A 15034-nucleotide genomic window follows, 5' to 3' on the forward strand; every position below is an offset into this window, starting at 1 on the left:
CGTCCCTCCGTCCCTTCTCCTGCCCACCCTCTCGTCCCAAGGGGGCCGCTGTGTCCGTGCCCGACGACCAGCCGCACACGCGTACCCGGTACCCGGCGGGCGAACAGCCGCCGGAGCCGGCGCCCCGGCGACCCCTGCGGACGCTGGTCGCGGTGCTGGCCGTGGTCGCGGTGCTGGTCGGAGCGGTCGCGGTGCTGAACCGCACCAGCGGCAACGCCACCACGACCGGCTCGGGCGACTCCGGCTCCGGCTCCGGCTCCGGGACCAGCTCCGACAACGGCGGCGGCACGGGGAACTCCACCACGGCGACCGGCACCAAGCCGGTGACGACCACCCGGAACGGGATCGCGGTCGGCTTCCCGCACACCAGCGAGGGCGCGCAGTCCGCCGCGGTGAACTACGCGGTGGCGCTGGGGTCCGCGGAGATGTACGCGGCGGCGGGGCGGAAGGCGATCGTCTCCACCATCGCCGACCCCGGCGCGGCGAACGCGCTGCTCGCCCGGTTCGATCCGTCGTACGCCGCGCTGGGCGCCAAGCTCGGCCTCCAGGACGGCAAGGGGCCGAGCGGCCTGACCTTCGTCTCCCGCACCATCCCGGTCGGCGCCAAGCCGGACGACTACAACGGCCAGAACGCGACCGTGGACGTCTGGTCCACCGGCCTCACCGGGCTCGCGGGGGCGAACTCGACCGCGCCGGTGACCGAGTACTGGCAGACCAGCACGATCCGACTGCGTTGGTCCGATAGCGACTGGAAGGTCCTGGACGTGTCCACCAAGGACGGTCCGACCCCGGTCACCGGCAGCCAGGTGGTCTCGTCCGCCCAGGACATCGCCGGCGCCGCCACTCAGTTCGGAGGGTTCAGCTATGCCCGCTAGTCTCCGCCGAGCGGCGACGTTCAGCGCGGCGCTCGCCGCCGTCCAGCTCGCCGCGCTGAGCGTGATGAACGCCGCCTACGCGGCATCGCCGTCGCCGTCACCGAGCAGCAAGTGCATCCCCCTCCCCGGGCCGGGCGGCAACGCCTACTGCAACGCGGGCTCGTCCGGCGGGAACTCCACCTCGCCGCTGCCCTCCTCGCTGGACCCGCTGCAGTCCCTCGCGAACGGCTGCGCCACCGCAGCCGCCTGGGTCGTCCGGAAGCTCTCCGACGGGATCAACACCACCACCAACGTCGACTTCACCAACCCCTCGTTCCTCAAGCAGTACGCGGTCGTGTTCGCCGCCTCCACCTTCCTCACCCTGGTCCTCTGGCTCCTCGCCGTGGCGAAGCGCGCGGCCCGCGGCGCGGCGCTGCACCAGGCGATAGGGGAGGCCGTCGGCTTCCTCTGGCTGACCGTGATCGCCTCCGCGTTCACCCCGCTGATCCTCTACACCGTCGTCAGCGCCACCGACGGCATCACCTCCGCCATCGCCGCGGGCACGAAGACGGACACCACCAACTACCTGGGGACCTTCGCCGACACCCTCACCAACGGCAACCTCGGTGGCGGCCCGATCATCCAGGTCCTGGTCTCCCTGGTGGCCATCCTCGCCGCCGCCGTCCTCTGGCTGGAGATGCTGATCCGCGCCGCGATGCTTTACGTCGGCGCGCTCCTCGGCACGGCCGTCTACGCCGGGCTGGTCGACAAGCAGCTGTGGAAGCACGTCCGCCGCTGGGCCGGGCTGATGGTCGCGGTGGACCTGATCAAACCGGTGATCGTGATCATCCTCGGCCTGGCCGGGGCGATCGCGTCGAACGCGGGCGCCAACGACGCCTTCTCCACCGTCCTGGCCGGTCTGGCGATCCTGTTCCTCTCGATCTTCGCCAGCACCGCGATCTACCGCTTCGTCCCCGGCTTCGGCGACGACATGGCCGCGATGCGGCAGGCCCGCGCCTCAGCCGTGTCCGCGGGCTCCGCCGTGGTGAACGGTCCGGCGAACTTCATGAAGCAGGGCATCAACACCCACGCCGGACGCGAGTCCGAGCAGGGCGGCGGCACGTCCGCCGGAGTCGGCGGGGCCGGCGGCGGCAGCGTCGCCCCGGGCATCGCCGCGCACGGATCCCGTACGGGGGCCACCGCGCCCCCGCAGCAGAACGGAGGACCCGGCAGCCACCGGGCCCCCGCAGGCACCGGTACCAGCAACAAGGGGGCGCAGCCGTAGTGACCACCCAACCCGTCGGTGGCTACCGGCGCACCTACCTGCTCGGCAAGGCGAAACCCAACGCCGTGGTCGGGAAGAACCGCGAGAGCGGCGAGGTCTTCCTGATCATCTTCGGCGCGTTCCTGGGGATGATGTGGGGCCTGGTCGTCCCGATCCTGCCGCTGCGGATCCTCGGTCTGCTGGCCTTCCCGCTGGTCGCCTTCGCGATCGTCTACCTGCCCTACCGCAAGCGGACGTTCTACAAGTGGGCCGAGATCAACCGCAGCTACCGGCGCACCGTCCGCGGCTCCGCGGCGACCTACAAGTCGTCCGCGCCGGAGGCCGGTACCCGGCTGGACGGGCGCGAGGTCGAGGTCGGGCCGCCGCCCGGGATCGGCCGGATCCGCTGGCTGGCCGCGCCGTTCGGGCCGGACGAGGTGTCGGTGCTGCTGCACCTCACCCGGCGGACCGTCACCGCCGCGATCGAGATCGAGGGCCCCGGCGTCGGCCTGCGCGACTCCGAGGACCAGGAGACCCTGGTCGAGCGGTTCGGCACGCTGCTCAAGCACGTCGCCAACGGCGACGGCTTCGTGACCCGGATCCAGATGCTGGCCCGCACCCTCCCGGCCGACCCGGACGCGCACGCCAAGGACGTCGCCCGGCGCGGTGACCCGGACTCGCCGCAGTGGCTGAAGGACTCATACGACCAGTTGCAGTCGATGGTGTCCACCTCCTCCGAGCAGCACCGCGCCTATCTGGTCGCCTGCATGCCGTACACCCGCGAGCTGGCCGCCGAGGCGCACGCCATAGGGCGTACCGCGCACACCCGGGCCCGTGGCGACGAGGGGCTGGCCGCGGTGATGGCGCGTGAGCTGACCGACATCTGCGCCCGGCTGGCCGAGGCCGACATCCGGGTCCGGCAGCCGCTGGGCCAGGCCCGGCTGGCCTCGCTGCTGCACTCGATGTACGACCCGGACCACCAGATCGACCACATCCAGGCGATGTCCAAGCGCAACGCCTGGCCGGCCGAGCTGGACGCGACCCACGCCAACTTCCTCCAGGCGAAGACCCGCGAGTCGGAGACCCGTGAGCCGTGGTGCCACGCCACCGCCTGGGTCAAGGAGTGGCCGCTGACCCCGGTCGGCGTCAACTTCCTGGCCCCGCTGCTGGTGCACACCCCGGACGTGATCCGCACGGTCGCGGTGACCATGGACCTGGAGCCCACCGACGTCGCCATCGAGCGGATGCTGACCGAGAAGACCAACGACGAGGCCGACGCCAGCCGCGCCGCCAAGATGAACCGCACCGTGGACCCGCGCGACTCGGCCCACAGCGGCCGGGTCGACCAGCGCGGCGCAGACCTAGCCTCCGGCGCGGCCGGGGTCAACCTGGTCGGCTACATCACCGTCAGCTCCCGCTCGCCGGAGGCGCTGGCCCGCGACAAGCGGACCATCCGCGCCTCGGCCGGCAAGAGCTACCTGAAGCTGGAGTGGTGCGACCGCGAGCACCACCGGGCGTTCGTGAACACGCTTCCCTTCGCCACCGGCATCCGCCGCTAACCCACCGCCCCCTGGAGGCACCGCATGGCAGCACCCGTGGGCGGCCTGTCCGACGCCTTCACCAGCTTCGTCTTCGGCAAGACCGAGACCACCCGGCTCCCGGTCCGCACGTCGAGCGGGCAGGCCCAGGCGGTCTACCTGCCGACCGCCGCCCCCGGCCTGGGCGACTCCGGCGTGATCATCGGACGCGAGGTCTACAGCGGCAAGGGCTACGTCTACGACCCGTTCCAGCTCTACGGCCAGCAGCTGCCGGCCCCGCACTGGCTGGTCCTCGGCGAGTCCGGCAACGGCAAGTCGGCGCTGGAGAAGACCTATGTGCTGCGCCAGCTGCGGTTCCGCGACCGGCAGGTGGTGGTGCTGGACGCGCAGGGCGAGGACGGCGTCGGCGAGTGGAACCTGATCGCGCGGGCGCTGGGGATAACTCCGGTGCGGCTGGACCCGCAGGCCGCCCTCAGCGGCGGCGTCAAGCTCAACCCGCTGGACCCGGCGATCACCCTGACCGGGCAGCTGGCACTGCTGCGCACCATCATCGAGGTGGCGATGGGCCGTGGCCTGGACGAGCGGGCCGGCTTCGCGCTGAAGGCCGCGCACGCCCACGTCATCGCCACGGTGACGGAGCGTCAGCCGATCCTCGGCGACATCATCGACACCCTGCGCAACCCCAACACCGACTCGGTGGACGCGCTCGGGGTCTCCCTGGACGACATCCAGACCTGGGGCCTGGACGTCGCCCTGGTGCTGGACCGGCTGGTGGACGGCGACCTGCGCGGCATGTTCGACGGCCCGACCACCACCGACATCGACCTGGACGCGCCGCTGATCGTCTTCGACCTGTCGCACATCGACCGCAACTCCATCGCCATGCCGATCCTGATGGCGATCGTCGGCGTCTGGCTGGAGCACACCTGGCTGCGGCCGGACCGGAAGAAGCGGATCTTCCTGGTCGAGGAGGCCTGGCACATCATCAACTCCCCGTTCGTGGCCCAGCTGTTCCAGCGGCTGCTGAAGTTCGGCCGGCGGCTCGGCCTGTCCTTCGTCGCGGTGGTGCACCACCTCTCCGACGTGATGGACGGAGCGGCGGCACGCGAGGCCTCGGCGATCCTGAAGATGGCCTCCACCAGGACCATCTACATGCAGAAGGCCGACGAGGCCCGCGCCACTGGCAAGGTGCTCGGGCTGCCGCGCTGGGCGGTGGAGATCATCCCGACGCTGTCGCCGGGCATCGCGGTCTGGGACGTCAACGGCAATGTGCAGGTGGTGAAACACCTGATCACCGAGCATGAGCGACCACTGGTCTTCACCGACCGGGCGATGACCGAGGACGCCATCATCGAGCGCACCCGGGCGTCGAAACAGCTGGCCGACGACCCGGCGGCGTGAGGAGGACGGGCCCATGGCGTCGTCGATGAACGGCAGGTCGTGGCCGCCGGCCACCCCACCCGGAGGGCGGCAGGGGCCGCCGCCGCCCCGGGCCGGGATACCGGACGGGGCGATCGTCGGACTGCTGGCGACGCTGCTCGGGGCGACCGCCCTGGTCTGGTTCTCGACCGCGTTGGGCGCGCTGCTGGAGCACGGCGGGCTGCCGCGGCCACTGCCGTTCAGCGGAACCCCGCACGCGATCCGCGGTCTGGCGACCGCCCCCAACAGCATGGCCGCGGCCTGGCCGGACACCCCACCCGGTGAACTGCCGTCGCCCACGGCGTTCTGGGTGACCTTCTTCGTGCTGCTGGCCCTGCTGATCGCACTGGCGCTCACGCTGCTCACGGCGTGGACCCGACTACGCGCCGCGAAGCGCGGAGACCGCGACCAGAAACGAGAGCGGGGTTGGGAGCGGGAGCGCGAGCGCGAGTGGAGCGCGCGGGGCGGGGAGGCCTCGGCCGACCGGGAACGGCCGACGGCACGTCAGGGCCAGGGCCAGGGTGCCGACTCGGCGGGCTACGGCGCGGGGACGGGGTGGGAGCAGGCCACGCTGCCGCTTCCCCGCCCCGGCGGCGCAGCGCCTGCGGGTGCCCCCGGCACCACCGCTCCCGCTGCCCCCGGCGACCCCGGCGACCCCGCGACCGTCACATCGCTGTCGCCAACCGCTGCACCGTCCACCACAACCGGGCCGTTCACCGATCCCGCCCACACCCCCGCACCGTTCGTCACCCCGACCACCCCCGCACCCGCACCCGCCCCTGCGCCGTTCGCCTCCGCCCTACCCGCCCCGCCCCCCGCCGCCCCGCAAGCCCTCGCTCCGTCCGGCTTCCCGCCAGGGATGACTGTGCTGCTCATGCCCGACCCCGCCGCGACCGCCGCGAAACGGCACCTGCTGCAGCGCGCCGTCCGGACCGCCACCGGCCCGGTGCTGGTCGTCACCGACGACCTCGCCCTGTGGGAGGCCAGGCCCCCGCACCGCGACGCCCGGCTGTTCGACCCGCTGCGGCTGGTCGACGAGGTGCCGGACCCGGAGACCCGGGTCCGGTGGGCTCCGCACGACCACTGCGACGACCCGGCCACCGCCGCCGCCCGCGCCCGCGCGCTCCTCGCGCCCACCCACCGCGGCGGCCCCGCCGACGCGCAGTCGTCGGGCGAACGCGGCGTCAGGGAGACGGCGCAGACCCTGCTCCGCTGCTGGCTGCACGCCGCCGCGCTGGACGGGCGACCGTTCCGGCACGTCCAGCGCTGGGCCTCGGGCAGCGGCCGGGGCGAGGCGCTGGCGATCCTCCGGTCCGCCGACCCGCACCGCGCCGCCGACGGCTGGGACGGCGAGCTGCAGGCCCTGCTCACCCACGCCACCGAGCAGCGGGACGCGGCGGTCGACCGGATCCTCGACGCCCTCGACGTGCTGTCGGAACTGCAGGTGCAGCAGGCCTGCGCCCCGTCCTCGGCGGCCGAAGGCCTCGACCTGGACGCGCTGCTCCACAACCGCGGCACCCTCTACTTGCTGGGCCGGGCCAGCGAGAGCCGGGTAGCCCGCTCCACTGGGACGGCGCAGGCCCCGCGCAGCGCGATGCCGCTGCTCACCGCGCTGGTCGAGGACCTGGTCGAACGCGCCCGCAGGACCGCCGTCCGCTCCTCCGCCGGTCGGCTCGACCCGCCGCTGCTGTGCGTGCTGGACCAGGTCGCGGCCGTGGCGCCGTTCCCCGGCCTGCCGGAACTGGTGGCCCGCGGCGGACCGCTCGGCCTCGGCGGGGTCGCGGTGCTGCGCTCCGCCGAGCAGGCCCGCTCGCGCTGGGACGAGCGCTCCGTCCACAGCCTGTGGACGAACGCCGACGCCCGCGCCGTCGCCGGACCGCTCGGCGGCCCGGAGCTGGCCGCCCTGCTGGACTCGCTGCAGACCGCTCCGCCGGAGACCGCGGCTGCGCTGGCCGACGGGGCGCTGGCCGAGGGCGAAGTGCTGCTGCTGGCGGCCCGCCGTCCCGCTCAGCGCTTCGCGGCCGGTGCCGTGGCCGGGCCCTCAGGGGGGCGTGCGGAGGCCGCGAGCGCTCCCGTACCCTCGGGGGGCCACACGGTGCCGAAGTAGCGGCGACGGGGGACCAAGGCGGAGGACGCGGAGCAATGAGCGGCAACTCGGGGTGGGGCGGTCCGGCCGCGCCCGGCGGCGGACGCGGCGACTACGGCCCCTACAACGGCCCGTACGGCGGCGGTCCTTACGGCGGGGGCCCGTACCGAGGCGGCCCGTACCGCGGCGGCCCCTACGGCGCACCGCAGGGTCCCGGCGGACCGGGCGGCCCTGGCGGCCCTGGCTGGGGCTATGTGCGGACCGCGCCCAAGCCCGGCGTCATCCCGCTGCGCCCGCTGAACCTGGGCGACATCATCAGCGGCGTCTTCGGCACCCTCAAGCGCTACCTGGCGCCGATCTACGTCCCGCTGCTGATCGTGGCCGGAGCGGCGTCCGTCCTCGGCGGCGTCCTCGCCGCCGTCGCGTACAGCCCGATCAGGACCGTCGTCACCAACGCCGACGACATACCCGACTACCAGCCCGGCGACGGGCTGATAGCCGAGCTGGTCATCCTCGGCAGTGTGGCCGTCCTGCTGGTGCTGGTCGCCTCCTTCGCCTGCTACGTGGTCGCCTCGACCGTCTGCACCGGCGTGCTGCGGCACGCGGTCCTGGGCGAGCGGGTGACAGTCCGTCAGGCCTGGCGCGAGTCGCGTCCGCACCTCCGGCGGGTGGCCTGGGACAACTTCCTGCTGATGGCGGGCGCCTTCCTGGCCGCCGGCCTGGTGCTGGGCCTCGCGATCGGCGTCGGCGTCGGCGCGAACAGTCCGGCGGCCTTCCTGCTGCTAAGCCTGCTGCTGATCCCGGTGCTCGGCTTCGCCGTGTACGCGCAGGTCAGGCTGGTGCTGCTGACCCCGGTCCTGGTGGTGGAGAGCGAGCAGCCGATGGCTGCGTTCGCACGGGCCTGGCGGCTCAACGAGGGCGCCTGGTGGCGCAGCCTGGGCATCCCCTACCTGGTCAACCTGATCGGCTCCGCCGCGTCGCAGATCGTCCTGGTCCCCTTCGTGGTGATCGGGATGATCGCCCTGGCCGCCACCATCCCGCCGGACAGCGGCGCCGACAACCAGTCCTTCCCGGTGGGCCCGGTCGTGGTGTTCTACCTGATGATGTGGGTGGCCATCGCCCTGGTCTTGGTGCTGACGCTGCCGCTGGCCCCCCTGTGCAACGGCCTGCTCTACATGGACCGGCGCATCCGCCGGGAGAGCCTGGACGTGGCCCTGCTCGCCCAGGCCAACGCGAACGCGAACGCGGGCACGCCGCCGATGCCGCAACCGACTCCGCCGCAGGCACCGCAGCCTCCGGTGGACGCAAAGCCATCGGCGGAAGGCACGGAGCCGCCGGTCCCGCCGGCGGCAGACGCCGAGCCTCCGGTCGACCTGACCAAGGCCCCGGCCGACAGCGACGAAGGCGACGACGAAGGCGACGCGTCGCCGCAGCCGTAAATCACGCCGACATCCGCACCGGGACCTCCTACGCTCGGCGCATGGACGAACGCGAAGAACTCCTCGCCGGCGGCGGCGTCAACCCGGTCAGCCGCCTGGGCGACACCGTCCGCCGCCCGGTCGGCCGGTGACCCCGACCGTCCACCGCCTGCTCGACCACCTCGCCGCCCGGGGCTTCGCGGGCGCGCCCCGGGCGCACGGGCTGACCGAGGACGGCGGTAGGGAGATCCTGGACTTCGTCCCGGGCGAGGTCGGCCACTACCCGCTGTCGGCGGCGATGCGCTCCGACGAGGCGCTGCGGGCCGCGGCCACCCTGCTCCGCGCCCTGCACGACGCGAGCGCCGACTTCCCGCGCCGCCCCGAGGACGTCTGGCAGCTGCCGCCGCGCGAACCCGCCGAGGTGATCTGCCACGGTGACGCGGCGACGTACAACTGCGTGTTCCGGGACGGGCTCCCGGTCGCGTTCATCGACTTCGACACCGCGCACCCGGGACCCCGGGTCTGGGACGTCGCCTACACGGTGTACCGCTTCGTCCCGCTGCACGCGCCCGGCAGCGACGAGGGCACCCTGCCTCCGGCCGAACAGGGCCGACGGCTACGGCTGTTCGCCGACGAGTACGGGCTCGGGCCGGACGAGCGGGCGGTGCTGGTCCGGACCGTCTCCGACCGGCTGCACGCGCTGGTCCGGTTCATGAACGAGCGGGCCGCCGCAGGCGACGCCGCCTTCGCCCGGCACCTGGCCGACGGGCACCACCGGCTCTACCTCGCCGACGCCGGGTACGCCCTGGCCCACACCGACGCCTGGACCGCTCAGCTGCGAGACCGCTGAGCTGCGAGAATGACGCCTCCCACGGCCACCGCATGACAAATGTACCGACCAGGACGGGACGGGCTACCCTGACGGCGGGGCCGCGGCCCGCGCGAAACTGATGCACGTCGGCAGGGAGCCGGCACCGCACCCCAGGGGGAAGCAACCATGACCACCGCCACGTTCAACGAGCCGACCGCCAACGAGCCGACCGCGACCGCGCCGACCGTCACCGAGCCGCCGCAGATACGGCCGCTGCCGGCCTGGTTCTTCGCCTTCGAAGGCCTCTTCGGCGGGACCTACGACGTGCTCAGGGTCAACCCGAACGCATGGATGTTCCTGGTCGCCCTCGCCCTGGTCAACATCACCGTCTCGCTGACGGTGCTGGGCAAGCGCCGCAAGCTGATCCGGGCGATGCTGAAGAACAGCCGCACCCGCTACATCGCGATCGGCCTGGTCGCGTTGCGGGTGCTGGTGCACCTGGCTCTGGGCGCGCTCGGCGCCCAGGTCACCACGGCCGCCGGGCACCTGGCCGTGGCCTTCGTGATGACGGGCGTCACGGTCGGCCTGCTCTGGTTCGACCAGCGGGTGACCTTCCGCGCCCTGGGCATCCCGCTGAACCGCTGAGCGCTGGGCAGTGAGCTGCTGAGTCGCTGGCCCGCCGAGCTTCCCACGGGTCAGCGCGCGGCGGCCCGGCTCCGGATGCCGTTCTTCTTGGCCCGGTTGCCACAGGCCCCCATGGAGCACCAACGCCGGTTCCCTGGACGCGAGTTGTCACTGAACAGGGCGCTGCAGGACTCGTCGGCGCATTCCCTGACCCGGCCCAGCGCAGCTGAGGTGACCAGGTCGATCGCGTCCCGCGCGACCAGTGACATGGTGGCCGCCACTGCGTCAGTCGCCGTCCAGAGCAAGGCTCCTGACGCATCAACACGCGGCACCGGAGGCGGGCACTTGGCCGCCCGGTTCACCAACTCCCGCGCCAGGAAGCTGGACGTGGACACTCCGCCGTCAGTCCGACCGATCATGACCAGCTCGTACACCGCCTCGCGGAGGCTGTGCGCGTCGCGCAGCTGACCGGCGTCGACGGCAGCGGGCTGACCCGCCAGGTCGCACGGCCCGCACTGCACCACCCAGGCCAACAGTGCTGCGGCGTCCGCGAGTTCCTCGATCGCGTCGAGCGTCCCGCGATGGCGGAGGGTGCGCAGGAAGTCCAGACACAGCCTCCCCGAGCCGGTCCGGAACCGGGGGGCCCGAACGTCGGCGTCCGCGCCGGACGACGCGTCCACTGTGCCGGTGCTGGAGACGGTCATGACGAACACCCTACTGTCCGAACCGGTTTAACTGGTAGCGTGAAGAACCGGTATGACCGGTTCTTCAGTGGGGACACGCGGATGACAGCGCCGACGCCCAACGCCCGTCCAAGCCAGGGCCCGCAGCCAACCAAGGACAGCAATTCCCCGCCGGTCATCCCCGAACCGACTCCCCCGGGCACGTCGCAGGGCCCGCCTCAGGGCCCACCGCGCCGACTCGTCATCCTGCTGGCCGTCGCCTGCGGCCTGACCGTCGCCAACCTCTACTACGCCCAGCCGCTGCTCAGCAGCCTCCGCGACGTCTTCCACGTCGACGACGCCACGGCCGGCAGCCTGGTCACGGTCACCCAGATCGGCTACGCCCTCGGGCTGCTGCTCCTGGTCCCGCTCGGCGACCGGGTGGAGAACCGCAGGCTGGCCACCCTGCTGCTCGGCATCACCTCCGCCGCCCTGGTCGCGGCCGGCCTCGCACCCGGGTTCGGCGTCCTGCTGGCGTCCGCGCTGCTGTTCTCCACCACCCTGGTCGTGGTGCAGATCCTGGTCCCGTTCGCCGCCGACCTCGCCCCCGACCACAGCAGGGGACGCGTCGTCGGCCAGGTGATGAGCGGACTGCTGGCCGGCATCCTGCTCTCCCGCACCCTCGGCAGCCTGCTCGCCGACGCCACCGACTGGCGCGTGGTCTACCTGCTCTCGGCCGGACTGATGGCCCTGCTCGCTCTGACCCTGCGCACCGCGCTGCCGCAACGCCGACCGACCACCGGGATCCGCTACGGCGAACTGCTGCGCTCCACCGCGCGGTTGGCGCGACAGCATGAACCACTGCGCCGCCGAGCCCTCTACCAGGCCACCATGTTCGGGGCGTTCAGCGCCTTCTGGACCACCGTGTCCTACGTCCTCACCAGCGCCCCGTTCCACTACGGGCAGATCGCCGTCGGCCTGTTCGCCCTGGTCGGCGCGGGCGGCGTGGCGGTCGCCCCGCTGGCCGGACGCTGGGCCGACCGCGGCCTGGTCCGGCCGATGACCGCGGCGGCACTGGTCGCCGCAGCGGCTGCCTTCGCCCTGGCCGGGTTCGGCCGACACAGCGTGATCGCCCTGGGCGCCGCCGCCGTCCTGCTGGACATGGCGGTGCAGACCACGCTCATCCTCGGCCAGCAGGTCGTCTTCCAACTCGACCCGGCCTCGCGGGCCCGGCTCAACAGCGTCTACATGGCCACCTTCTTCTTCGGCGGCGCGGCCGGCTCGGAACTCGCCTCACTGGCCTACCATGCGCGCGGATGGAGCGCGGTCTCGGTGCTCGGCGCGGCCCTGCCGCTGGCCGGTCTTGCCTACTGGACCACCGAGCGCCGCAGCGGCGTGGGGATATGACGCTCCGTCAGGGTTGACCTGCCGGAGACCAGCGGCGGATGGCCACCGCGGCGAGCAGGGTGGTCAGGGCGAGCACCCCCCACAGCGCAGCCGAACCACGGTCCAGCAACAGGGTGAGCACCGCGGGGGAGGTCGCCAGGCCGATCCCGCTGGAGAGTTGGAAACGCGAGAGCGCTGATCCGAGTCGAGCCGGATCAGTGCTGGCGACGATGAGCGCGGTCGCGCTGCCGGTGTACATGATCTCTCCGGCGGTGTAGAGCACCGAGACCGCGGCGATCCCGGCCGCCGCGCCCCAGCCTCCGACCGTCCCCGCCGCCCAGAACCCGAGATAGGACACGGCCAGCACCACTCCGGACGCGGCCAGCGCCGACCGCCGGGCGAAGCGCGCCAACCACATCACCACGGCGATCTGGGTGGCGACGACCAGCACGGTGTTGCCGACGAAGATGCCCGCCGACCAGGCCGGGGCGACATGCAGCCGGGTGACCAGGAAGGCCGGAAGCGCCACCTCCAGCACGTTGAAGCAGAAGGCATAGGGCAGGTTGGCGACGTCCAGCACGGTCAGCCGACTCCGGCCCCGACCCCGGGCACGGCCCCGGCCCCGGACCCGGACCCGGCCACGGCCACGGGAACCGGACGGCCCCGCGGAGGCGGACGGCGCCGCAGGCTGCATCCCGGCCTCTACTACCGGCACCCGAACCCGTACCCGCAGCGACAGCACCAGCCCCGCCCCCACCAGATACCCGAGAGCAGTCAGCACGGCCATTGTCCGCAGCGCGCCCGCACCGCCCGCCGTGCTGACGGTCGCGATCAGCGCCCCGGCCCCGAGCCCGGCGTTGCGCAGGGACCGGCCGGTGGCCAGCGCGGCGTCCCGGTACCGGGCCTCGGCGACCGTGCTGACGAAGGCCGCGTGCGCGGGCGTCCAGCACTGGTTGCCGATCCCCAGGAACAGCGCCGCCGTGGTGAATCCCCACAGCGGCGACCCACCGAGCAGCGGCGTGACCAGCAGAACCGCAACCCCCAGCACCCGGACCAGCATCGCCGCAGCCACCGCCGCCGTACGGACACCGCGGTCGATCCACCGCCCGGCGAACGGCACCGCCCCGAGCCCGGCCAGCATGCCCACCGACATCGCCGCACCCGCCCCGGCCACACTCAGGTGCAGCACCTGGATTCCGAAGAGCAGGAGAAAGGGACGCAGCATGCCCGAGCCGAGGGCGTCCACGATCAACGCCACCGCGTAACGCGGCCCGCCGGACGCCCGGATGAGCGCCCCGGGCTTCGGCCGCTGCGGCAGGACGGGGGCGACGGGTGTCCGCGACGAGGTGGTGGTCATGCCGACACCGTCGCCCCGCCCCACGGCCGCGGTCACGCGGATTGACGGGCACCGTCAATCGTCGCCCGTATGTCCACTGTGAGCTGCAACGATAGGGGCATGAGCCTCACTGTCGACATCACCGGCGTACCACCGGAGCGGATGCTGTTCGCAGTCTCCCCGCTCGCGGAGCTGACGGCGATGCTGCATGTGCTGGCCGCCCCGGGACACCACCCGGCCGCCCTCTCCTGGGCCAGCAGGGTCCGGGCCGCACTCAGGCCGGAACTGGCCGAGCGGCTGTACGAGGCGGAGTTCCTATGGCGCTCCTCCCGCGCCGACTTCCTGTTGCCGGGCCACCCGGCGCCCACGCTGGAGCAGGAACTGGACGCGGTGGACAAGCTGGACGACGACACCTACGTGACCTCCGCACTCGTCACCACCTGCGGATCGGACCGGGTGCTGTTCAACACCCCTTCCCCACTGGTCGATTCGACCTCACGCGGTCGCGCCCTGGAGCTCGCCCAGGCCCGCGGACCGCAGCAGGCCGCGTTCGCCGACCGGCTGATGGCCGACCCCGGCATGGTCCGGGCCCGACTGCGCGAGACCCTGACCGCCTGCGGCCCGGCGTTCTTCAACGAGACCTGGCAGCGGATCAGGCCCCAACTGACCGCCGACGTACGCCTCAGAGCCGACCTGCTGGCCCATCGGGGCCTGGCCGAGACCCTGGCCTCGGTCTCCCCCGCTCTCAGCCTGGACGAGCCCCGGCAGCGGATCGTCATGGACAAGCTGCAGGACAACAGCACCAGCGCGGTCGGCGACGGGGTCACCTTCATCCCCTCGGTCTTCGGCGGCCCGCACCTGGTCTGCGTCCACGCCCCGCGGTGGCGACCGGTGCTGCAGTACCCGATCGCCGGATCAGCAGCGGGCTCCCCCGCACCGGTGCCGCTGGAACAGATCCAGCAGCGCCTGGATGCCCTGGCCCACCCGATTCGCATCCGCCTGGTCCGCACACTGGCCCGAGGCCCGCACACCACCGGCGAGTTGGCCTCCGCCTGGGAACTCAGCCCACCCGAGGTCTCCCGCCACCTAGCGGTACTCCGCAAGGCCGGCCTGCTCACCACCCACCGCCGCAGCCGCTACGTCCACTACGAGCTGGACGCCACGACCGCGGCAGCCCTCGGCTCCGACCTGCTGGAAGCCCTGCTGCGGTAGCGGACGGCGGACGAGCTCAATCCGGCGGTGCGGTCTGGTGTGGTGCGCTGTGTTGGGTGGGGTCGGCCTTCGCCGTTGCTGCGGTGTCGGGTCCGTCTCGCGCCTGCGGCGCACTGCAGCAACTACGCGGGAGCCGGGGCGAGGCTCGGGTTGGTGCCTGGCCGCCGGGTCGGCGAGTGAGTACTCACCAACCCGAACCACCCCGGGCCCTGCCTTGTTGTGGTTGCTGCTGTGCGCCGGAGGCGCGAGACGGCGCCGCCAGGTGTTCTACGGTGAAGGCCGACCCCACCAACCCGTCTGTTTTGTGTCTGGAACGCAAGTAACCCCCCTGACACAAGGTCAGGGGGGTTACTTGTAATGGTTGTTCGGCGGCGTCCTACTCTCCCACAGGGTCCCCCCTGCAGTACCATCGGCGCTGTGAGGC

The 15034-nt window shown here is 72.7% G+C and carries 12 protein-coding genes; 10 read left to right on the top strand and 2 right to left on the bottom strand.

The window, feature by feature from the left end; translation table 11 throughout:
* Positions 1 to 50: 50 nt before the first annotated feature.
* The 8 genes from ACEZDE_RS26525 to ACEZDE_RS26560 all read left to right on the top strand — a co-directional run bounded on the left by ACEZDE_RS26525 (position 51) and on the right by ACEZDE_RS26560 (position 10035).
* Entirely contained in the window at positions 51 to 875 is an 825-nt protein-coding gene (locus ACEZDE_RS26525; protein WP_380540865.1) for a hypothetical protein, read from the top strand.
* Entirely contained in the window at positions 865 to 2139 is a 1275-nt protein-coding gene (locus ACEZDE_RS26530) for a hypothetical protein (RefSeq protein WP_380540868.1), read from the top strand. Before ACEZDE_RS26525 ends, ACEZDE_RS26530 begins: the two co-directional genes overlap by 11 nt.
* Positions 2139 to 3677 (top strand): SCO6880 family protein, encoded by a 1539-nt coding sequence (locus ACEZDE_RS26535; protein WP_380540871.1) that lies wholly within the window; start codon positions 2139 to 2141, stop codon positions 3675 to 3677. Before ACEZDE_RS26530 ends, ACEZDE_RS26535 begins: the two co-directional genes overlap by 1 nt.
* 24 nt (positions 3678 to 3701) lie before the next feature.
* Positions 3702 to 5057, top strand: coding sequence for an ATP-binding protein (locus ACEZDE_RS26540; protein WP_380540874.1), 1356 nt, complete (start codon positions 3702 to 3704; stop codon positions 5055 to 5057).
* 13 nt (positions 5058 to 5070) lie between these two features.
* A complete protein-coding gene (locus tag ACEZDE_RS26545) occupies positions 5071 to 7182 on the top strand; it encodes a TraM recognition domain-containing protein (RefSeq protein ID WP_380540877.1) in 2112 nt (703 codons plus the stop codon).
* 35 nt (positions 7183 to 7217) lie between these two features.
* Positions 7218 to 8600: a hypothetical protein gene (locus ACEZDE_RS26550; RefSeq protein WP_380540880.1), complete on the top strand. Its 1383-nt coding sequence runs from the start codon at positions 7218 to 7220 to the stop codon at positions 8598 to 8600.
* A gap of 127 nt (positions 8601 to 8727) precedes the next feature.
* Complete coding sequence (locus ACEZDE_RS26555; protein ID WP_380540884.1) at positions 8728 to 9429, top strand: phosphotransferase; 702 nt, start codon at positions 8728 to 8730, stop codon at positions 9427 to 9429.
* 147 nt (positions 9430 to 9576) lie between these two features.
* Positions 9577 to 10035 carry a hypothetical protein gene (locus tag ACEZDE_RS26560; RefSeq protein ID WP_380540887.1) on the top strand — a complete coding sequence of 153 codons (459 nt, stop codon included), beginning with the start codon at positions 9577 to 9579 and terminating at the stop codon, positions 10033 to 10035.
* Between the two features lie 50 nt (positions 10036 to 10085).
* Here the strand turns inward: ACEZDE_RS26560 and ACEZDE_RS26565 are convergent, their stop codons facing one another.
* Positions 10086 to 10718, bottom strand: coding sequence for a CGNR zinc finger domain-containing protein (locus ACEZDE_RS26565; protein ID WP_380540890.1), 633 nt, complete (start codon positions 10716 to 10718; stop codon positions 10086 to 10088).
* Between the two features lie 81 nt (positions 10719 to 10799).
* On the opposite strand from ACEZDE_RS26565, the gene ACEZDE_RS26570 reads away from it, so the two are divergent.
* On the top strand, positions 10800 to 12083 hold the full coding sequence (locus tag ACEZDE_RS26570; RefSeq protein WP_380540893.1) for an MFS transporter: 1284 nt from the start codon (positions 10800 to 10802) through the stop codon (positions 12081 to 12083).
* 7 nt (positions 12084 to 12090) lie between these two features.
* Here ACEZDE_RS26570 and ACEZDE_RS26575 read toward each other — a convergent pair whose 3' ends face one another.
* Positions 12091 to 13419 carry an MFS transporter gene (locus ACEZDE_RS26575; RefSeq protein ID WP_380540896.1) on the bottom strand — a complete coding sequence of 443 codons (1329 nt, stop codon included), beginning with the start codon at positions 13417 to 13419 and terminating at the stop codon, positions 12091 to 12093.
* Between the two features lie 99 nt (positions 13420 to 13518).
* Here ACEZDE_RS26575 and ACEZDE_RS26580 point away from each other — a divergent pair, with 99 nt between their 5' ends.
* Positions 13519 to 14610: a DUF5937 family protein gene (locus ACEZDE_RS26580; protein WP_380540899.1), complete on the top strand. Its 1092-nt coding sequence runs from the start codon at positions 13519 to 13521 to the stop codon at positions 14608 to 14610.
* Positions 14611 to 15034: the final 424 nt, after the last annotated feature.

This window comes from Streptacidiphilus cavernicola, assembly GCF_042510955.1.
GTDB classification, from domain to species: domain Bacteria; phylum Actinomycetota; class Actinomycetes; order Streptomycetales; family Streptomycetaceae; genus Streptacidiphilus; species Streptacidiphilus cavernicola.